At 46.8% G+C, this 21694-nt stretch carries 20 protein-coding genes; all 20 read right to left on the reverse strand.

Features of this window, described 5'->3' with window-relative positions; all coding sequences use genetic code 11:
- Positions 1 to 250: 250 nt before the first annotated feature.
- The 20 genes from DES40_RS04795 to DES40_RS04890 all read right to left on the reverse strand — a co-directional run bounded on the left by DES40_RS04795 (position 251) and on the right by DES40_RS04890 (position 21693).
- Positions 251 to 955 (reverse strand): ABC transporter ATP-binding protein, encoded by a 705-nt coding sequence (locus DES40_RS04795; RefSeq protein WP_121099398.1) that lies wholly within the window; start codon positions 953 to 955, stop codon positions 251 to 253.
- Between the two features lie 9 nt (positions 956 to 964).
- Positions 965 to 2272 (reverse strand): FtsX-like permease family protein, encoded by a 1308-nt coding sequence (locus DES40_RS04800; protein ID WP_121099399.1) that lies wholly within the window; start codon positions 2270 to 2272, stop codon positions 965 to 967.
- Between the two features lie 5 nt (positions 2273 to 2277).
- Positions 2278 to 3606 (reverse strand): proline--tRNA ligase, encoded by a 1329-nt coding sequence (gene proS, locus DES40_RS04805; protein ID WP_121099400.1) that lies wholly within the window; start codon positions 3604 to 3606, stop codon positions 2278 to 2280.
- Between the two features lie 94 nt (positions 3607 to 3700).
- Entirely contained in the window at positions 3701 to 3967 is a 267-nt protein-coding gene (locus tag DES40_RS04810; RefSeq protein ID WP_121099401.1) for a DUF1467 family protein, read from the reverse strand.
- Positions 3967 to 4401, reverse strand: coding sequence for a methylmalonyl-CoA epimerase (mce, locus tag DES40_RS04815; protein ID WP_121099402.1), 435 nt, complete (start codon positions 4399 to 4401; stop codon positions 3967 to 3969). The genes DES40_RS04810 and mce overlap by 1 nt, the downstream gene beginning before the upstream one ends.
- Positions 4398 to 6095: a ribonuclease J gene (locus tag DES40_RS04820; RefSeq protein ID WP_233345428.1), complete on the reverse strand. Its 1698-nt coding sequence runs from the start codon at positions 6093 to 6095 to the stop codon at positions 4398 to 4400. Before DES40_RS04820 ends, mce begins: the two co-directional genes overlap by 4 nt.
- Before the next feature lie 40 nt (positions 6096 to 6135).
- Positions 6136 to 6903 carry a type III pantothenate kinase gene (locus DES40_RS04825; RefSeq protein ID WP_121099403.1) on the reverse strand — a complete coding sequence of 256 codons (768 nt, stop codon included), beginning with the start codon at positions 6901 to 6903 and terminating at the stop codon, positions 6136 to 6138.
- An 18-nt stretch (positions 6904 to 6921) separates the two neighbouring features.
- Positions 6922 to 7650, reverse strand: a complete 729-nt coding sequence (locus tag DES40_RS04830; protein ID WP_121099404.1) for a biotin--[acetyl-CoA-carboxylase] ligase — start codon at positions 7648 to 7650, stop codon at positions 6922 to 6924.
- Positions 7651 to 7672: 22 nt separating this feature from the next.
- Positions 7673 to 9109, reverse strand: coding sequence for an NADH-quinone oxidoreductase subunit NuoN (nuoN, locus tag DES40_RS04835; RefSeq protein WP_121099405.1), 1437 nt, complete (start codon positions 9107 to 9109; stop codon positions 7673 to 7675).
- Between the two features lie 2 nt (positions 9110 to 9111).
- On the reverse strand, positions 9112 to 10647 hold the full coding sequence (locus tag DES40_RS04840; RefSeq protein WP_121099406.1) for an NADH-quinone oxidoreductase subunit M: 1536 nt from the start codon (positions 10645 to 10647) through the stop codon (positions 9112 to 9114).
- 1 nt (position 10648) lies between these two features.
- Entirely contained in the window at positions 10649 to 12727 is a 2079-nt protein-coding gene (nuoL, locus tag DES40_RS04845; protein ID WP_121099407.1) for an NADH-quinone oxidoreductase subunit L, read from the reverse strand.
- Between the two features lie 4 nt (positions 12728 to 12731).
- The gene (nuoK, locus tag DES40_RS04850) at positions 12732 to 13058 is read right to left on the reverse strand and encodes an NADH-quinone oxidoreductase subunit NuoK (RefSeq protein WP_121099408.1); all 327 of its coding nucleotides are present in this window, start codon (positions 13056 to 13058) and stop codon (positions 12732 to 12734) included.
- 9 nt (positions 13059 to 13067) lie between these two features.
- Positions 13068 to 13670: an NADH-quinone oxidoreductase subunit J gene (locus DES40_RS04855; protein ID WP_121099409.1), complete on the reverse strand. Its 603-nt coding sequence runs from the start codon at positions 13668 to 13670 to the stop codon at positions 13068 to 13070.
- Between the two features lie 51 nt (positions 13671 to 13721).
- Positions 13722 to 14216: an NADH-quinone oxidoreductase subunit NuoI gene (gene nuoI, locus DES40_RS04860; protein WP_121099410.1), complete on the reverse strand. Its 495-nt coding sequence runs from the start codon at positions 14214 to 14216 to the stop codon at positions 13722 to 13724.
- Positions 14217 to 14225: 9 nt separating this feature from the next.
- The gene (gene nuoH, locus DES40_RS04865; RefSeq protein ID WP_121100433.1) at positions 14226 to 15326 is read right to left on the reverse strand and encodes an NADH-quinone oxidoreductase subunit NuoH; all 1101 of its coding nucleotides are present in this window, start codon (positions 15324 to 15326) and stop codon (positions 14226 to 14228) included.
- Positions 15327 to 15346: 20 nt separating this feature from the next.
- Positions 15347 to 17449, reverse strand: a complete 2103-nt coding sequence (gene nuoG, locus DES40_RS04870; RefSeq protein WP_121099411.1) for an NADH-quinone oxidoreductase subunit NuoG — start codon at positions 17447 to 17449, stop codon at positions 15347 to 15349.
- A gap of 2 nt (positions 17450 to 17451) precedes the next feature.
- Positions 17452 to 18759, reverse strand: a complete 1308-nt coding sequence (nuoF, locus tag DES40_RS04875; RefSeq protein ID WP_121099412.1) for an NADH-quinone oxidoreductase subunit NuoF — start codon at positions 18757 to 18759, stop codon at positions 17452 to 17454.
- Positions 18759 to 19907: an NADH-quinone oxidoreductase subunit NuoE gene (gene nuoE, locus DES40_RS04880; RefSeq protein ID WP_121099413.1), complete on the reverse strand. Its 1149-nt coding sequence runs from the start codon at positions 19905 to 19907 to the stop codon at positions 18759 to 18761. The genes nuoF and nuoE overlap by 1 nt, the downstream gene beginning before the upstream one ends.
- Positions 19904 to 21100, reverse strand: a complete 1197-nt coding sequence (locus tag DES40_RS04885) for an NADH-quinone oxidoreductase subunit D (RefSeq protein WP_121099414.1) — start codon at positions 21098 to 21100, stop codon at positions 19904 to 19906. Before DES40_RS04885 ends, nuoE begins: the two co-directional genes overlap by 4 nt.
- On the reverse strand, positions 21100 to 21693 hold the full coding sequence (locus tag DES40_RS04890; RefSeq protein ID WP_121099415.1) for an NADH-quinone oxidoreductase subunit C: 594 nt from the start codon (positions 21691 to 21693) through the stop codon (positions 21100 to 21102). The genes DES40_RS04885 and DES40_RS04890 overlap by 1 nt, the downstream gene beginning before the upstream one ends.
- Position 21694 lies beyond the last annotated feature (1 nt).

Consider the following 21694-nt stretch of genomic DNA (forward strand, 5'->3'; position numbering starts at 1 on the left):
GTTTTGCCATGTTTATCCCCAATAAAACGGTTGATGTTCTTATTTTGTTCTAATTCATTTCGCGGAAAAGTCAAACCCTTTCTGGGAATGAAGCCATATCAATGTGGATAAGTCGCTGAATCCCATTTGCCCTATCGCAATATGATATCCGGCATGGCAGCTTCTTGGCTCAGCAGAAGTCGCAGCTAGTCACCTATATTTTAAGATATCAAATAAGCTAATTAGAAACCAAAAGCTTTTCTGCCGTTTGTTAAACGCGAGGGGGTACCTTTAACGGCACAACGAGACCGTCACGCACTGTGAAAACTCGGTCCATATATTGTGTTAGATCCATATTATGGGTCGCCACTAACGCCGAAACTCCCTCCATACGAGTTAGGTCAAACAGACTTTTGAAGACTGAGGAAGACGTCGCGGGGTCAAGGTTTCCAGTCGGTTCATCCGCCAACAAAATTTGAGGTTTATTGGCGAGTGCCCGTGCTATTGCAACCCTTTGCTGCTCGCCGCCTGACATCTCTGAAGGCTTATGGTGCATACGTGGCTCCAGCCCCATAACAGTCAATAGGCGCTGCGCTTCGATAAGGGATTGTTTTTCGGATTTCCCAGATATCATTTGCGGGATGACGACATTTTCTTCTGCCGTAAACTCTTTTTGCAAATGGTGAAATTGATAGACAACACCAATCGTTTCTCGTCGTATTGCCGTACGCTTGTCGTCTGATAGTTTCAAACATTCTCGGCCATTTATGTAGACCTCCCCCGCATTGGGCTTTTCTAACAACCCTGCTGCGTGAAGCAGCGTTGACTTACCCGACCCCGACGGGCCGATAAGCCCTACCATTTCGCCTGGGAAAATATCAATATCCGCGCCCGCTAATACGGTCAAAGTCTTGGGCCCAGATTGATAAGAACGGTGAAGGTTTCGTACAGATAGAATAGGTCTTACGCTTTGCATAACTCGCCTCTACTCATACCTAAGTGCATCGACAGGATCGACTTTAGAGGCATTCATCGCTGGGAGGAATGTGGCTGCCGCTGAGATCAGGAAACCCCAAAAAGCAACACCGAACACTTCGCTCCAGACAATCTTAGCTGGAATACCATTTGAAAGCTGATAGACCTCCGCAGGGAAAAGTTCACAGTTACACACGAACTCTATAGTAGTTTGAACTGCGCCAATATTTAAACAAAACAAAACACCAAAAATTAAACCTGCGAGCGTCCCTAAGATACCAATCATTGCCCCAGACATGAGGAATATGCGCAAAACGGCACCACGCGTCGCGCCTATTGTTCGTAAAATCGCAATATCTTTTGATTTATTTTTCACGAGCATAATCATAGACGCAAGCACAGGGAAAGCCGCGATTATTACCACAATCATAAAGATAAAACGCATGGCAATTTGCTCTGTCCTAAGGGCCGTCGCTGTCGCTGCGTTTCGCGGACGGTCTTTCCATGTGTTTATGAAGACAGGTTCCCCAGCGGCATTTCCTACAGGTTGACGCAACTTATCAATCAAATCGACATTATCGAGACGCAACTGAATTTCGCCTGTAACTTTCCCATCATTGAATAAAAGCCCCGCCTGATCCAAATCCATATAAATATATGTCGAATCTGGGATTAATAAGCCGACCTCAAAAATCGCACCAACGGTATAGTTTTTTCGAATGGGCTGCGGCGGGCCAAAGGCTGTCGTGCGTGTTCGCGGGGAATAAATTGTGACTTTATCGCCTTGAGACAAACCCAATGACATCGCCAAACGACGGCCCATAGCAATATTGTGGTCAGACCCTGCCCCTACTCCAAAATTATCAAGACTGCCCTCTATAATGGATTGCGAAATCATCTCGAAACTACGAAGGTTTTCTGGACGAATACCTATGACCTGACCAAAACCAAATTGGTTGTTTGCGGATAAGCCGGTTTGATTCTCTGAAAATTGAAAGGCCTCATCAACGCCGGGCACGGCGGCCAAACGGTTTTCCATCGCCATCATACTCTCGGCTGTCGGCTGCGGAGCAGAACTCGCCACATACATATGGCCTTCACTGCCAATTGTGAGCCGGATCATATCATCGCGAAATCCATTCATAATCGACATTATTATAATCATCGCCGCAATCGCGAGCATGATACAGATGAATGAAATAGCGGCGATAAGGCCTACACCGCCTTGTGTTTTCTTTGCGCGTAGATAACGCATAGCGATACGGCGTTCTATAGCGCCAAACGCTCGATTTTGTTTAATGTTTAACGCCTCATTCATAGGCGCTAAACCTCAGCAAATTCTGTTTGTAAGAAAACAATGGCAGCATTTGGAGACAACTCTTTCTTCATGCCTGTCGCTCTGATTTTGACTTCAACCACACCATTCTTCAATCCACGAGGTCCAACTGTGACTTGGTAAGGCAGACCGATAAGATCCATCCGTCCAAACTTCACACCCCCGCGATCTTTAGTGTCATCATAAAGCGGGTCGCACCCAGCTGCCTCTAATGCACTGTACAGAGATTCACAGGCAGCATCGGCTTCTTCATCTCCAGATTTTAAATTGATGATACCCACACCGAATGGCGCGACAGATTTCGGCCAAATACAACCATTTTCATCATGGCTGGCTTCAATAATAGCTCCGACTAAGCGAGACACACCAATGCCATAAGAGCCCCCTTGGACAACATGTTCCTTACCATCAGGCCCCATGACTTTTGCTCCCATAGGAGCCGTGTACTTATCTCCAAAATAGAAAATATGGCCAACCTCAATACCGCGGGCTGTCATTTGCTTATCCGCAGGAATAGCCTTGAACTCTTCCTCATCATGCGTTTCATCCGTAGCAGCGTAAAGGGCTCGGCGTTTATCAACATGTTCTGACAGGTCGCCTGAAAAATCGACTTCTCCAGGAGGCGCCATTTCCAGTAGGTCTTTGTGGCAGAACACTTCGCTCTCACCCGTTTCAGCAAGAATAACGAATTCATGCGTCAAGTCACCACCAATGGGGCCCGGATCGGCTTTCACTGGAATAGCCTTAATACCTAAGCGCGCGAAAGTGTTCAAATAAGCTACGAACATTTTATAATAGGAAAGACGCGCACTCGCCTCATCAATATCGAAGCTATAAGTGTCCTTCATTAAAAACTCACGGCCCCGCATGACGCCGAAACGTGGGCGGCGTTCGTCGCGGAACTTCCATTGAATATGATAAAGAAGTTTAGGTAAGTCTTTGTATGACCGTACATAGCTGCGGAAGATATCCGTAATCATATCTTCGTTCGTTGGGCCAAATAGCATTTCACGATCATGCCGATCCATAATTCGGAGCATTTCGGGGCCATAGGCATCATAACGCCCAGTCTCTTTCCAAAGATCAGCGCTTTGTATGGTTGGCATCAACATTTCAACCGCGCCGGCTCTATTCTGCTCTTCACGAACTATAGTCTCTATTTTACGGAGAACTTTTAGGCCAAGCGGCAGCCAAGAATAAATACCCGCACTATTTTGCTTAATCATCCCTGCTCGCAACATCAGTTGATGTGACGCGATTGTGGCGTCAGCAGGTGTCTCCTTCAAAACGGGAAGAAAATATTGAGAAAGGCGCATGAATAAATCCGATAAAAGTCAATCTCTCGCTTACCCTGAACTGTCGGGCGCAACAAGACTTAGCCGTATTAAGTGACAAAAATAATAGGAAAGATTAGCGGCGCCGGAACCAGTCCCCAAACATATCCCAGCTTACTAAATCCGACCAAATCAATCCGCAAACGAGAACCCATATAACAGCCGCAATCTTTGTCGTTAATATGAATTTATCTTTTATATTACTGTCGACGGGCGCGCCGGGTTCAGTGCCTTTTACAACGTCATTACTCTCGGCTTGCCCTTTAATATTGCGAGGCAGAACCGTGAAAAGAACCGTCCACCAAATTATCAAAAAAACAACAAATAGAGAAAACGGATTCATTAGCAGGCCTTATCGCTGTCCTGATGTGTCTTGTGACTTTCCATTAACTCTATCAAAACACCTCCCGCATCTCCTGGATGTAAGAAAACAACAAGTGTACCATGCGCTCCAATACGCGGCTCTCCTAAAACCCGCATACCACGTGTCTCCATCAAAGCTTTTGCTGCGTTGATATCTTCAACTTCAAAGCAAATGTGATGCTGACCACCTTTCGGGTTTTTCTCCAAAAACCGAATAATTGGTGATGTCTCCCCATAGGGCTCAATCAGCTCTACCTGTCCACTTGGCAAATTGACGAAAGCATATTTCACACCTTGCGGCGCTAACACCTTTGGCTCAGTGCAATCCTTTGCCCCCAGAACATCCCGATAAAACGCAAGAGCCTGGTTAATATCCGGTACTGCAATACCAACATGGTTTAATGAGCCAATCATGCTTTCACCTTATGAACAATCACTTCAACAATAGCGCGTTTATCCGTCATTTCACGTACCCGACGTTTAATTCTCGCGGCTAGCCTATCTTCTATCAAGTCTTCTTCTTTCCGCGCCTTAATCGAAAGCGTGTCATAGGCTTCAAGGGCCGTATCTTCGACAACATCCAAAAGAATATCCAGTATTTCGCCCTCTTTTCCTTCGGGAAAGCCACTAATTCGTGGTTCTGGGCCACTAATAATTTTGCCTTTTTGATCCACAACTAGACTGACTGAAATATGCCCTGCATAAGCCATTTTCTTACGAAGTCGCAAACCTTGATCAAGAGATGAGACAATTGCATGGCCGTCTTGGTGAAGGCGGCCCGACGGCGTAATATCTACGACCTCTGGCCCCTTAGGCGCTATCCTAATCAATTCACCATTTCGGGGAGCATAAGCTTTCTGAATGCCTAGCGACTTTGCTAGCCGAGCATGTTCTAATAAATGCCGTCTTTCTCCATGCACAGGAATAGCGATTTCAGGTTTCACCCACTCATACATACGCGATAACTCGTCCCGGCAGGGGTGCCCTGAAACATGAATCGGTCGGTCTTTTTCAGTCACTATGTGCACACCATCATCAGCAAGCGCATTTTGTAGAGCGAATATATTTTTATCATTCCCCGGAATAATTTTAGAGGAGAAGATAACAGCATCACCCTCATGAAATTTAACATTTTTATGCTGGCCTGAAGCAATCCGGGATAAAGCGGCTCTCGGCTCACCTTGGCTGCCAGTACACAAATAAAGCACATGGGCCGAAGGCATGGCTCTCGCCTCTTCTTCGCTGATTAGTTCGCCTGTCTTTTCAAGTAATCCTATAGATTTGGCGGCGCCGACCATTCGCCGCATAGAGCGGCCAACAAGGCACACAGAACGGTCATTATCTTTCGCAGCCAGCATTACAGATTCAAGTCGAGCGACATTAGATGCAAAAGCCGCAACGGCTACACCACGGCCGTCAAATTCAGCGATGACTTTTGTAATTTCCTCACGCACGCCCTCTTCAGAGCCCGCCTCACCGGGTGAAAAAACATTGGTAGAATCGCAAATCATAGCTGTAACGCCGTCTTTACCTAACGCGCGAAGTGCAGCCTCATCAACGGGTTCACCAATTTGTGGCGCGGGATCAATTTTCCAATCACCAGTATGTAAGACGGTGCCTAATGGCGTTTTGATCGCAAGCGCATTAGGTTCAGGAATAGAATGCGTCAGCGTTATCAAATCAAAGTCAAAGGGGCCCAAGCTAAACGACCCTTTAAGCGGTACGTCTCGTAGCTCAACGCTATCCAAAAGTCCGAACTCACTCAGACGGTCTTTGACCAAATACATCGTGAAAGGCGTCGCGTAGACTGGACAGCGCAGGCGGGGCCAGAGACGCGCTAAGGCCCCCATATGGTCTTCATGTGCATGCGTCAGTACTATCCCAAGAATATTTCCGCGTTGTTCCTCTAGAAAAGAAATATCTGGCATGATTATTTCAACGCCTGGCGTGTCGGGCCCGCCAAAAGTAACGCCAATATCAACAATCACCCATTGTCGGTTATTTGCGGGACCAAAACCGAAAACATTCAAATTCATGCCAATTTCGCCGCTTCCTCCCAAAGGTAGAAAGACAAATTCGTCATCAAATGTTTTTTTGGATTGCGTCATATATTTTCTTTTGCACTGACCTAAATAGAGTGAAGGCTAATTATTTATTCAAACGCCAAATCTCATATAGGCCGTCTATAGTCAGTTGCGAGTCATAATGCTGAATTGTCGCAGAAGCACCTTCAAATAGCGACGCTACGCCGCCCGTGCCAATCACTGTAAAGTCACGACCGTCCTCTTCTTTGATCTTTTCGACTAAGCCATCAATCAGGCCTATATAACCCCAAAATATACCAGCCTGCATGGCTTCGACTGTATTTTTACCAACTATACGTTCAGGTTTACGAATTTCGATACGAGGCAGCTGAGCCGCAGCTTCGTGCAAGGCCTTGACGGATAGATTAATTCCAGGCGCAATAATACCACCTTCGAAACATCGATCAGCAGAGACAACATCAAAAGTCGTCGCCGTACCACTATCAATAATTATCAAAGGCCCATCATACCGCGTTACGGCCCCTAATGTGGTAACCAATCTGTCTGCGCCGACTTGTTCAGGATTATCAATACGAACGCCTATTCCAAGCTTCACATCACTTTCTCCGACAATGATAGGGTCAACCTTTAAATGCCGGCGTACTAAATTACGCATATTGAAAAGTGACTGCGGTACCACTGTGGAAATGACGCAATCTGAAATCGAGTCAAAACTAAGGTTTTGCATTTGTAACAACTGATGGAACCAAACCGCATACTCATCTGCTGTTCGCGTTGGGTCTGTAGCAATGCGCCATTCAACGGCCCAATTATCACCATCATGAATGGCAAAGAGTGTGTTCGTATTGCCTGTATCGATGACTAATAACATACTCTCTCCATTAATCGTTTATAGCAGGACATCGCCGGCCACAATTTCTCTGATCGTGCCATCCGAGAGGCGGAGCCGCAATGCCCCATTGTCCGAAAGCGTCTCAAACGTCCCCGCAACAATATCGCCGTCCAAATTCACTTTTATTACCTGACCCAAATTGGCGGCTTTATTCAACCACTCTTTATGAAACGGTCCAAAACCTTCAGTCTGTAATACAGATAATTTCGTCCCAATTATTTGCGTGAGCTGCGCCAATATAGGGTCAGCGCCTGCATATAATGGCTCAGCATCATTCAAGTCGTTTTCAGACATATGCTCTAGAAGGTGAGTCGTGGGATAAGGTAAGTCATCAGGGTTGTGCTCCAAATTCATCCCCACGCCTATAACAAGCCAGCCTTCACCGCCCTCTAGGAGAATTCCTGAAATTTTCGCGCCTTCGACCAAAACGTCATTTGGCCATTTTAGTGTAATTTTAGCAGGATCTATATAGGTCGACAAAACCTCGGTAACGGCCAAAGCGACGACGAAGCTAGCTAATGGTTTTGATATAAGCGGTCCCGACCATGGATAAATACCACTTGCAAAAAGATTGCCGGGCTTTGAAATCCAAGGACGGCCTCGCCGGCCACGGCCTGAATTTTGCAGTCCAGCCCTCACCCAACGCGGGCCAAATTCACCCTTGGCGGCTAAATCTTTAATATAGTCCTGCGTCGACCCCAGTGTTTCAAAATATTCTAATTTCAAAACGAGTTATCCCGTCTAGCCTCTAAAACAGGCTAGCTGCGGCTTTGGCAATTAAACCTCGAGCATCGGTTGAGATTAATGGCAACAAAAGAACCGGTAAAATCAACAAGCCACTGACTAAGCTGAGGAAGCGTAAGTTACGCGGGGCTTCTACAAACTCATGACGCGTATCTTCAAACCACATCGTTTTCACGACACGGAGATAATAGAAAGCACCAATAACCGAGGCCACTAAGGCAATCACGACTAACGGCATCAAACCTGCGTCAGCCGCTGGTAAAAAGGCAAACAGTTTACCAAAGAAGCCGAGCATTGGAGGAATTCCCATAAGTGAGAACATGAATAGCGTCATCAAAATCGCCATGCCGCGATTAGACTTTGACAAACCGCCAAGGTCAGAAATTTGCTCGACCATTCCATCACGAATACGCATTTGTAATATGAGGGCAAAAACACCAATTGTTGTAATCACATAAATACTCATAAAGGTCAGCATGCCTTGAACACCAGCCACAGTACCTGCCGCTAAAGGCACAAGAGCATACCCCATATTGGAAATTGAAGAGTAAGCCATGAGGCGCTTTATATTCGTCTGCTGCAAAGCCCCAAACACGCCTACAACCATGGATAACACTGAAATCACGACAATGACTTGCTGCCAGCTTGAAACAATCCCTTCAAAAGGCCCGACCAAGACGCGGGCAATGAGAACCATCGCCGCAAACTTTGGTGCAGAGGCAAAGAAACCAGTTACAGGCGTCGGTGATCCCTCGTAAACATCTGGCGTCCACATGTGGAATGGTGCGGCAGAGATTTTAAACGCCAAACCGCAGAGTAAAAAGACCATCCCTGCGATGATACCTGGAGTTGTTCCAGAGTCGCTGACGACGGCGCCAATGGTGCCAAAATCCAAAGACCCTGTAAAACCATAAACCAAAGACGCACCATATAGAAGCAATCCGGATGATAACGCCCCAAGGACAAAATATTTCAACCCTGCTTCTGAAGCGCGGAGGCTATCGCGGTTAAAGGCAGCCATAACGTAAAGTGCCAAAGACTGCATTTCGATACCGATATAAAGTGAAAGCAGATTATTAGACGATGCCATTATCGACATGCCCAACACAGAATAAAGCGTGAGAACAGAATATTCATAACGCTCTAGTCGTTCTGTCTTAAAATATGACTTTGAAAATAAAAGCGCTGCCGCGGCCGCAAATCCAATAATCAGTTTTGCAAATTGGCTAAAACTATCGACGATCAAAGCTTCGTTGAAAGCGAACCCTTCAGGTTCTCCTAGAACATAGCTCATCAATGCAAAAACAATGAGAATGATAATAGCATAATAACGCGCAAAATCAGACCGGTCTTTACCGCCCCAATAGCCGAAGCCTAATAAGAGCGAAGCTGAAATTGCCAACCAGAGTTCTGGTGCGAAAAGTGACAGTGTTTGCAACATGGCTAGTTCACCTCCACCACGGTTGTGGCAGCATTAAAATTGGTAATCAGGTTCTCAACAGAGGCCGCAGTAATATCCGTTATCAAAGAGGGATATACACCTAAAACCAATGTCATAATCGCGAGCGGCGTAAGAATTGCCCATTCACGTCGGGTTAAATCCGCAATGCCTTCGAGTTTCTCGTTTACAGTCTCTCCAAACACAACTTCACGGTAGAGATATAGTGCGTAAACCGCAGACAAAATCATCCCAAAGGCGGCACCGAAAGCAAGCCATGGGTTAACCTGATAAGCCCCGACCATGGTCAGAATTTCACCGACGAAACCTGATGTGCCCGGTAGGCCCACATTCGCCATAGTGAAGAGTAAGAAGAAAGCGGCATAGACAGGCATCTTGCTAACAAGACCACCGTAAAAAGCGATCTCCCGAGTATGCATTCTGTCATAAATTACGCCAACCAAGAAGAAGAGCGCGCCAGAAATAACACCATGTGATAGCATCTGGAAGATACCGCCCTGTATACCTTGTAAGTTAAAAGCAAATATACCGAGAGTTACAAAGCCCATATGCGCCACCGAAGAATAGGCAATCAGCTTTTTCATGTCTGTCTGTCGGTAAGCAACAAGTGAGGTATAAATAATCGCGATAACACTCATCCAATAAATTATTGGAGCGAGCTCTAAGCTAGCATTCGGGAATAATGTTAAAGAGAAGCGTAAAAATCCATATCCGCCAAGTTTCAACAAAATACCGGCCAAAATCACAGAGCCTGCCGTTGGCGCTTGAACGTGAGCATCCGGCAACCAAGTGTGGACGGGCCACATTGGCATCTTCACAGCAAAGGATGCAAAGAAAGCCAACCAGAGCCAAGTCTGTGCCCCAAGGGGAACCTTAAGCTCGTTAATCAAAACCCGCATATCTGTTGTCGGTTCGCCAAATTGCTGTCCACTAAGATTATAAAGGTAAATAATGGCAGCAAGCATCAAAACTGAACCAAGGAGCGTATATAGAAAGAATTTATAAGACGCATAGACTCGGTTCTTACCGCCCCAAACCCCAATGATAATGAACATTGGGATAAGCACTGCCTCAAAGAACAGATAGAATAAAACCATATCCAAGGCACAGAACACGCCAATGACAAGACTTTCCAGAATAAGAAATGCTGCCATATATTCGAGCAGGCGTTCTTTAATCGAAGTCTGGCTTGCAAAAATACAGAGCGGTGTCAGGAAGGTCGTCAACAAGACGAAAAGAATAGAAATACCATCAACGCCAAGTCGATATTCAATGCCACCGCCAAGCCAAGGGGAGTCTTCTTCAAATTGGAAACCCGCATTGGTCGGATCAAAATCTATCACCAAAAGAAGTGAAATAAAGAAAACGACTGAGGAGACGAACAACGCCACCATGACAGAGTTTTTCTCTAATTGTTCTTGCGCTTCAGGTTTCGCTATGCGTGACCAAAATAGGAGCAAGACACCGACCACGAGCGGCGTGAATGTAAGAAAGGATAGAACAGGAACATCATTAAACATATCAGCCCCCTATTCCGCGAAAGGCAACGACAATGAGCACAGCGACCCCAAGCAACATGATAAAGGCATAATGATAGAGATAGCCCGATTGAATCTTTGAAAGACGTTTAGATGTATTTGCGGCAAGTTTGGCAAAACCATTAGGGCCATAGCCATCAATGATTTTCTCATCACCAATTTTCCAGAACTTATCGCCCAAGAATTTCGTGAACTTCACAATTGTGGCATCATATAATTCGTCAATATACCACTTATTCAAAAGGAAGCGATACATAACGCCGCCGCCTGTTTCTTCGATAGTGGCAATCTTATCCTCAACGCTGCCCCGGATATACATGAACCATGCAATAACAAAGCCTGTTACAGACATAACAAGAGGTAAGAGCAGCACCCAAAACGGATATCCATGAACTTTAGCAAAGAGCCACCCAAACAAACCTCCAGGATGTGGTTCCGCATGATGGCCATCGCTAGCATGAGTTTCTGCCGCCGCAACCATATATTCTGGAGCTAGCGCAGCATGGTGGTCCCCTGCGGCAATTGGTAAAGCCCCGTGCCAGAAGTCACCCGTATTTCCCATAAAATATTTATAGAAAATAGCGCCTGCAAACACGGCACCAAGGCTTAAAAGAACGAGAGGCAATCGCATTACCCAAGGGCTTTCATGGGCATGGTCAAGCGTATGATGATCACCGCGAAAATTACCGTGGAACGTCATAAAGATTAAACGCCAACTATAGAAACTCGTCATAAGTGCCGCGACAAGACCAATCCAGAAGGCAAAAGCTGCCGCATTACTCTCAGCCGCTCCCGAATAGGCCGCTTCAATAATGGCATCTTTAGAGAAAAACCCTGCAAAACCGATAGACGTACCCGGAATACCAATACCCGTAATGGCGAGGGTTCCGATAATCATAGCCGCATATGTCCATGGTACTTTTTTACGAATACCACCCATTTGGCGCATATCTTGTTCATGATGCAGCGCATGAATAACAGAGCCTGCACATAGGAATAATAGCGCCTTAAAGAAAGCGTGCGTGAACAGATGGAACATAGCGGCATTATAGGCCCCTACCCCTGCAGCGAAGAACATATAGCCAAGCTGTGAACAGGTCGAATAGGCAATGACCCGCTTAATATCATTCTGTACCAAAGCCACTGTCGCCGCGAATAACGCCGTAAAGGCTCCCATAGCGGTAATGAAACCAGATGTTATTGGCGCAACTTCATAAATTGGATGCGCACGACAAACGAGGAAAACACCAGCAGTCACCATAGTCGCCGCATGGATAAGGGCTGACACAGGTGTTGGGCCTTCCATCGCGTCAGGCAACCACACATGCAGAACAAATTGAGCTGACTTACCCATTGCTCCAATAAACAGAAGCGCCGCGATCAATTCCATGGCGTTAAATTCCATTCCAAGGAAAGGTAGGCGCCTGTCAGCATTATCTGCGATGGCGCTAAAGACCGTATCAAACTCAACAGAACCAAAGACGAGGAAGATAGTCATAACGCCTAACGCCAATCCAACGTCACCCACACGGTTGGTAACAAAGGCTTTTATGGCAGCCGCATTAGCAGACGGTTTTTTATAGTAATAACCAATCAAAAGATATGACGCGAGACCAACACCTTCCCAACCAAAGAACAACTGAATGAAGTTATCGGACGTGACCAACATTAACATGGCAAATGTAAAGAGAGACAAGTAAGCGAAGAATCGTGGCTTATAATTATCATCCTCCATATAGCCCCAGCTATAAAGATGAACGAGCGCCGAAACAGAGTTCACGACCACCAACATCACGGCTGTTAGTGTATCAATTTTGAAGGCCCAATTCGCCTTCATATCACCAACATCCATCCATCTCAGCACATCTACTTGCGCTTCATTGTGCCCAAAGCCGACCTTAAACAAAGCGACCCATGACAAAAGTGCTGATACAAATAAGAGGCCCGTGGTTAGGCTCATAGAAAATTTTTCATTCAGGAACTGTTTGCCAAAACGTGTGCCTAATAATCCAGCAATAATCGCGCCGAGAAGCGGAGCAAAGACGATAATTTGATACAACATGCCCTTAGCCCTTCATCAGGTCGATGTTTTCGACCGCGATGTTACCGCGATTTCGGAAATACACCACCAGAATAGCCAAACCAACAGCAGCCTCAGCGGCAGCGACGGTTAGAATAAACAAGGCAAAGATTTGCCCGGCCATAGGGTCATTCGTACCGACCTCAGCCATATGGGTTGAAAACGCAACGAAGTTAATATTCACAGCCAAAAGAATGAGTTCAACGCACATCAAAATAATAATGACGTTTTTACGGTTTACGAAAATGCCGAAAACCCCGATTGTAAATAAGATCGCCGCAACGACCAGATAATGTGACAGCCCAATAACCATGATCTGCTCCTATCCGAGGCCTTGGCCAGGTTCGATATCGATAAGCTCAACACCGTCCTCGCGCGTTCGTGCCATTTGATCCATGGCATTTTGTTTTCTAACCCCTTCGCGCTCACGAAGAGTCAATACGATTGCACCAATCATGGCGACCAACAGCACAATCCCTGCCGCCTCAAACATACCAGCATATTGAGTATAAAGGACCTCTCCGAAACGTTCGAGGTTGGATTCATCTAATTCACGCACAACAACCGTTTGAGTCTCGCCGGCTACATAGGCGCCGCCGACCAAAATCATCTCCAAGAGCAATATTGCAGCCACTAACGCGCCCATTGGCAAATATGACAAAAAGCCTTGTTTCAACTCAACGAAATCAACGTCGAGCATCATAACGACAAACAAGAATAACACAGCGACAGCCCCAACATACACCATCACTAAAAGCAAAGCTAAAAACTCTGCCCCCATTAGGATGAACAATCCTGCCGCAGAAAAGAAAGTTAGGATCAAATACATAACAGAATGCACGGGGTTACGCGCAGCAACCACCATAAAGGCAGCCGCAACGGCAACGGCCGCGAGCAAATAAAATGAGAGAGCAATAATCACGATTTCAGGTCCTTTTGCTGATTTTGATTCAGCTGATAATCCTTTGTGGCGGCTTTAACGATATGGGGCATCTAAGGCCAGATTTTTAGCAATTTCACGCTCCCAGCGATCTCCATTCGCAAGCAGCTTGTCCTTGTCATAATAAAGTTCTTCGCGGGTTTCAGTCGCAAATTCATAATTAGGTCCCTCAACAATAGCGTCTACGGGGCACGCTTCTTGGCAAAGTCCGCAGTAAATACATTTGACCATATCGATATCATAGCGCGTTGTGCGGCGTGATCCATCTGGACGAGGTTCTGCTTCAATCATAATGGCCTGAGCCGGACAGATTGCTTCGCAAAGCTTACAAGCGATACAACGTTCTTCACCACTCGCATAACGTCGAAGCGCATGCTCTCCGCGAAAACGTGGAGAAATCGGGCCTTTCTCAAAAGGGTAATTAATGGTTACCTTTGGACGGAAGAAATATTTCATCGCCAACACAAAAGCGCCAATAAAATCAAGGAGCAAAGCGCCTCGAGCCGCTTGTTTAATTCGGGCTATATTCATCACAGTCCCCTAAATCTTGTCGCTAAGAAAAACAACGAATGTGGAGACGAACACGACCGCCAATAAGGACGTAGGTAAGAATACTTTCCACCCTAAACGCATCAATTGGTCATAGCGGTAACGCGGTACAATCGCCTTCACCATAGCAAATAAGAAAAACAAGAAAGAGGTTTTCAAAAAGAACCAAAAGAAAGGCGGGAAAATTTGGAAACCAAATTCAACAGGCGCGTGCCAGCCCCCCAAGAATAAAATTGTCATCATAGAGCAAAGCAGCATGATGTTCACATATTCGCCAAAGAAGTACATCAAGAAAGGTGTTGAAGAATACTCAACCTGATACCCAGCAACCAATTCAGATTCCGCTTCGGGCAAATCAAATGGTGGACGGTTCGATTCCGCCAGTGCTGAGATAAAGAACAGCACACCCATATAAAACATAACAGGAAATAAAAGTAGGTTCCAAAGACCATATTCGCCGACAGGGTTTAAGCGGAACATATTCCAGTTAAACAAACCACCTGATTGCTGATTAACAATATCAGTTAGGTTCATAGACCCAGCCAAGAAAATCACCGTCAGAATGATGAAGCCAATCGATACCTCATAAGAGACCATTTGCGCAGCAGACCGTAGCGCGCCCATAAAAGGATACTTCGAATTGGATGCCCAGCCCCCGATAATAATGCCATAAACACCAAGCGAGCTGATCGCGAGAACGTATAAAACACCAATATTAATATCAGAAATGACCCAACCAGGAGCCACAGGAATAACCGCCCAAGCCAAAAATGCCATAACGAGGGTCAACACAGGCGCTAGGATAAAGAGAAACTTATCGGATCCAGCAGGGACAACAATCTCTTTGAAGAAAAACTTCAAGGCATCTGCAATTGTTTGCAAGAGACCAAACGCCCCCACCACATTGGGGCCTCGGCGCATATGAACAGCAGCCCATATTTTCCGGTCAGCAAGGACGAGCGCCGCAACAAGCAGCGCCAAAACCAAAACAAAACCAAGAACTTGCAAGAACTTCAACCCAAACCAAAGTAGTGGGTCTAATTCCCCCCAGAACGCTCCTGTCGCAGAAATCGGAGCCTGAACAGCAGTCATTATTGTTAAAAGATCAGCCATTATTCCGCCGCCTCTTTCACATCATCGCCCGATATCACAGCGGAGCACTCGGCCATCACAGTCGAAGCCCGCGCAATGGGGTTTGTCATATAAAAATCTGTAACTGGATTTAAAAGAGCCGCATCAGACAAGTCGCCTGCAACGCCCATGGCTTTCGGATCAAAGGAGTCTACACCTTCAATACCTGCCGCCTTATCAAGGCTCATAAAGCTTGGGTGATCGGCAAAGAGAACTTCCCGCAATGCGTTTAAATTATCATAAGGCAGAGTACGGTTCATATGACCTGAAAGTGCGCGAATAATCGCCCAATCTTCTTTGGCTTCACCTTTCGGTGCAACGGCGCGAGAGCCGAGCTGTACGCGGCCTTCCATATTCACATATATCCCGTCTTTTTCCGTGTAAGCTGCACCCGGTAAAATCACGTCAGCAACATGCGCACCATTGTCGCCATGATGCCCCTGATAAACAACAAAAGCATTCTTAAGCTTTGATGTATCGATTTCATCAGCCGCTAAGAGATAGACGGTCTCAATATCACCTGACACAGCGCCATCTAGAATCTCATCAGTTGACTTGCCCCCCTCACCCGGAATGAAACCCATGTCTAAACCAGCAACACGAGAGGCCGCTGTGTGAAGCACATTAAAGCCATTCCAATCAGCACGCACAACTTTGGACGCCACTTGACCAATAGCATTCAATAGCGCTTTGCCAGCTTCACCACGGAGCGCATTTGCTCCTACAATGATGACTGGGTTCTTTGCCGCCTTAAATGTTTTTGCAAACCCTTTGCGTGCCTTTGTGAACTTGTCCAAATCTGCCGCAGAGGAGCCAATATGTTCATATTCGTAAGTCAAATCAGCCGCTTCACCAATCACGCCGATTTCTGTCCCACCTGAAAGCCAAGCTTTACGAATACGTGTATTCACAAGCGGCGCCTCATGACGCGGGTTCGTGCCAATGAGCAAAATTGCGTCCGCCTCTTCAACACCCGCAATCGTCGTGTTGAATAAATAAGATTGACGCGCCCCGCCCCCTAAAATGGATCCATCTTGTCGACAGTCTAAATTCTGAATCCCCAATCCATTTGATAAGTCTTTGAGCGCTTTCAAACTCTCCGCATCACACATATCCCCTGCGATAACGCCAATTTTTTCAACATCTCCAGACATTTTAGTCGCGACAACAGCTAAGGCTTCGTCCCAACTGGCTGGACGCAATTTACCATTTTCGCGGATAAACGGGCGGTCAAGGCGTTGACGTGCAAGACCATCCCAAACGAAACGTGTTTTATCAGAAATCCACTCTTCGTTCACATCATCATTGACGACAGGCAAAATACGTAGAACAGCTCCGCGGCGACTATCAATACGAATATTAGACCCCACCGCATCCATTACATCGACGGATTCCATCTTTTCAAGTTCCCAAGGCCGAGCATTAAAGGCGTAAGGCTTGGATGTCAGCGCGCCGACTGGACAAAGATCGATAACATTACCAGAAAGCTCAGACGTCAATGATTGCTCAAGATATGTTGTAATCTCAGCATCTTCTCCGCGTGAAGCAAGACCAATTTCCTGAACCCCTGCAACCTCAGTTACGAAACGTACACAGCGCGTACACTGAATACAGCGGGTCATAATCGTATTAACGAGTGGCCCCATATTTTTATCATCTACGGCGCGTTTATTTTCTTCGAAACGCGAACTGTCGCGGCCATAAGCCATCGCTTGGTCCTGAAGGTCACATTCGCCGCCTTGGTCACAAATTGGGCAATCCAATGGGTGATTGATAAGCAGGAATTCCATCACGCCTTCACGGGCTTTTTTCACCGTTTCAGAATTCGTACGAATATGCGCAGGCGTACCGTCGCGGTTCGGGCGAAGGTCATTGACGGTTAGCGCGCATGAAGCTTGCGGCTTTGGTGCACCGACCCACTCAACAAGGCACATACGGCAGTTACCAGCGACAGACAGACGTTCGTGGTAACAGAAGCGCGGAATTTCTGCGCCGCCAAATTCTTCGCAGGCTTGCATTAATGTATATTCGCCGGGCACATCGTGCTCGACACCATCAATCATGATTTTGCGTAGCTCAGACATATCTACTCCGCCGCCTGCACGAATACGGGTTTATTCGCACGATATAAATCTATGCGTTCTTCAATCTCATGACGGAAGTGACGGATTAAGCCCTGAATAGGCCATGCCGCCGCGTCACCAAGTGCGCAAATTGTGTGACCCTCGACTTGCTTAGTCACATCGAGAAGCATATCAATTTCAGAGGTTTCAGCATTACCCGCGACCATACGTTCCATAACGCGCCACATCCAACCCGTACCCTCACGGCAAGGTGTACACTGACCACAGCTCTCATGCTTGTAGAAATAGCTTAACCGCGCAATCGCTTTAATCACATCCGTGGACTTATCCATGACGATGACAGCGGCTGTGCCCAATCCTGATTGTTGCTCACGCAATGCATCAAAATCCATTAACACCGTATCGCAGATTTCCTTTGGCAGTAGCGGAACAGAGGAACCACCTGGAATAACGCACTTCAAATTATCCCATCCACCACGAACACCGCCTGCATATTCTTCAAGAAGTGTCTTCATAGGAATTGAAAGAGCTTCTTCAATATTACAAGGCTTGCTAACATGACCAGAGATAGAAAAGACCTTGGTACCTTTATTGTTATCACGGCCAAATTGAGTCCACCAATCGACGCCGCGACGTAAGATTGTTGGCACGACAGCAATAGACTCAACATTATTCACAGTAGTCGGACAACCGTAAAGGCCAGCCCCCGCTGGGAATGGTGGCTTTAATCGAGGTTGTCCTTTTTTGCCCTCAAGAGATTCGAGCAGAGCCGTCTCCTCACCGCAAATATAAGCCCCCGCCCCATGATGCATATAAATGTCAAAATCATAACCTGTGCCACAAGCGTTTTTGCCAACTAGCCCCGCAGCATAGGCCTCATCAATCGCAGCCTGTAAGCGGTTGCGCTCAAGAATATACTCACCGCGCAAATAGATGTAACAGGCTTTGGCTTGCATGGCGAATGACGCAACTAGGCAACCCTCAATCAACAAGTGCGGATCATGACGAAGAATATCGCGGTCTTTACAAGACCCGGGCTCAGACTCATCAGCATTAACCACAAGATAATGTGGACGTTTTCCGACTTCTTTCGGCATGAAAGACCACTTAAGACCTGTCGGGAAACCCGCGCCGCCGCGCCCGCGAAGGCCCGAGGCTTTAACTTGATTAATAAGCCAATCTTTGCCCTGCTCAAGCATAGCTGAAGTGCCATACCATGCACCGCGATCACGAGCCGCATCCAACCGCCAATCTTTCAAACCATAAAGGTTTTGAAAAATCCGGTCCTTATCCTGTAACAATTCAGCCATTATGATTTAGCCTTCTTTGTTGATGCCTTTGTAGCCGCTGGTTTGGCCGCCGCTTTCGCCAAGGTTTTACCCTGCTTCACCCACTCATCGCGCTTAATACGGCCCGGGAAGCGCGCCATAGCATCCTCTTCAATAACCTTAATGTCAGCGACTTTCCACGCACCAATTTGGCGGTAATAATAGATACCCTTGGCGTTTAACTCAGCTTCAAATTTTGGCCCTATACCTTTAATTTTTTTGAGGTCATCAGGCGCACCATCTGTTGGGCCATCTTTATATATAACTTGTGGTTTTTCCGCGACAGGCTTTGACGCTCGCTTTGGACGGCCTGCAAAATGTGATTGTTCAACAAGACCTGCGGACAAATCTTTCCCATGATTAGCAGGACGTTTTTTCGGGTCCCGACTTGCCTTGGATGCTGGGTCAACCCACCCACCCTTTGTAGCACGGCGTTCTTTCGGGTCCCATTCGTAATAATTTATTGCAGCTTTTGTTTCAGCATTTGGCAACTTAACAAGCTTACGACGAGCCTTAGACAAGTTTTCTGTCGTAAGCGCCATGGCGCCGCCCTCTGGCTCTGACGTATGACGGCCATTTTGCGGTCCTGCCTTCGGCGTCTCCCCCGCCACAAAAGCATCAAGTACAGCTTCAAGCCCCTCTGCGGTCAAATCCTCATAATAATGATCCCCATCATCATTCGAAATCTGAACCATAGGTGCATTTGCACATGCCCCCAAACACTCAACTTCGAGCCATGAGAGCTTACCGTCTTTGGACAATGTTTTTTGAGGGCCAATTTTTCGCTCAAGCATCGCCTTCAGCTCATCAGAGCCGCGAAGCCAACAAGGCGTCGTTCCACACATTTGCACAAAATGCGTCCCGACAGGCTCTAGATTGAACATAGTATAGAACGTCGCCACTTCGTAAACACGGATATAGGCCATGCCCAGCATATCGCCGACAGCCCGAAGTGCCTTTTCAGGTAACCATCCATCGGCATCTTTTTGAACAATCCAAAGCGCAGGAATTAGGGCAGAACGCTGACGTCCCTCCGGATATTTTTCAATCCACTTTTTAATTTCCTTGGTCGCCTTAGCAGAAATTTTAAATTCCTCAGGCTGACGTATAGCTAGGCGGCGAGCACTCATCGGTCAATTTCTCCGAACACGATGTCAAGCGAGCCCAGAATGGCCGAAACATCAGCGAGCATATGCCCTTTATTCAAATAATCCATAGCGGCCAAATGCGGAAATCCTGGCGCGCGAATTTTGCAGCGATACGGCTTATTCGTACCGTCCGAAACAAGATACACTCCAAACTCACCTTTTGGCGCTTCAACAAAAGTGTAAACCTCGCCAGCTGGCACATGAAAACCTTCTGTATAGAGCTTAAAGTGATGAATAAGAGCTTCCATGCTCTGCTTCATCTCTGCACGGCGCGGCGGCGTAAACTTGTTATCCGCCGTCATAACGGGGCCTTCCGGCATCATCTCTAGACACTGACGCATGATTTTAACAGATTCATACATTTCCTCAACACGGCAGAGGTAACGGTCATAGCAATCGCCATTTTTACCGAGAGGGATTTTGAAATCGAGCTCAGAGTAAACTTCATAAGGCTGTGAACGACGGAGATCCCAAGGAATACCCGAACCACGAACAAGCACACCAGAGAACCCCCAGTCATAACAATCTTGCTTTGAGACCACACCAATATCAACATTGCGCTGCTTGAAAATACGGTTTTCCGTTAAAAGCGTCTCGATATCTTTGAGCTTTTGCGGGAACTCATCACACCACACGAGCAAGTCATCAATAAGCGCAGGCGGAAGATCCTGATGAACACCGCCGGGGCGGAAGTAATTGGCGTGCATACGCGAGCCACATGCGCGTTCGTAAAACACCATCAGTTTTTCACGCTCTTCAAACCCCCAAACAGGCGGCGTCAGAGCACCAACATCCATCGCTTGCGTCGTGACATTGAGCATATGCGAGAGAATACGGCCGATTTCCGAATACAAAACCCGGATAAATTGCGCGCGGCGTGGCACACCAATATCGGCCAGCTTTTCAATCGCCAAACAAAACGCATGCTCTTGGTTCATCGGAGCAACATAATCCAAGCGGTCAAAATACGGGATAGCCTGCAGATATGTCTTATGTTCGATTAGCTTTTCTGTCCCGCGGTGGAGGAGTCCAATATGCGGGTCAACGCGCTCGACAATTTCGCCCTCGAGTTCAAGGACAAGACGGAGCACACCATGCGCCGCAGGATGCTGTGGCCCAAAGTTAATGGTGAAGTTACGATCATCACCTTCGAGAGAGGCTTCTTGAGTCGCCATTACGCCTTCTCCACTTTCTCATCTCCGGGCAGGATATATTTCGCACCCTCCCATGGTGACATAAAGTCAAAGCTTCGATATTCTTGCGGCAAGTTTACAGGCTCATAAATCACAGCCTTACGCTCTTCATCATATCGCACTTCCACAAAACCAGAGAGCGGGAAGTCCTTGCGTAATGGATACCCCTCGAACCCATAATCCGTAAGAATCCGGCGCAAATCAGGATGCTGGTCAAAGACGATACCATACATGTCAAAAGCTTCGCGCTCATACCAATCCGCATTCGGAAACACCGCTGAAATGGAATGAACAGGATGCTCTTCATCCGTCGTGACCTTCACGCGAATACGTACATTATGTGCCATAGACAGCATGTGATAAACCACATCAAAGCGACGTTCACGCGCAGGGTAATCAACACCGCAAATATCAATCAAAGAGGCAAATTTACAAATTGGGTCATCGCGTAAAAACGTAATAACTTTGACGATTTCGGCACGGCGCGCATTGATGAGCAGCTCGCCAAATTGAATTTCAGCTGAATTGACCGCATCCCCTAGCAAGTCAACAATATGGTCCTTGAGATCTTCCATG

This window comes from Litorimonas taeanensis (assembly GCF_003634015.1).
In the GTDB taxonomy this organism is placed as follows: Bacteria; Pseudomonadota; Alphaproteobacteria; order Caulobacterales; family Maricaulaceae; genus Litorimonas; species Litorimonas taeanensis.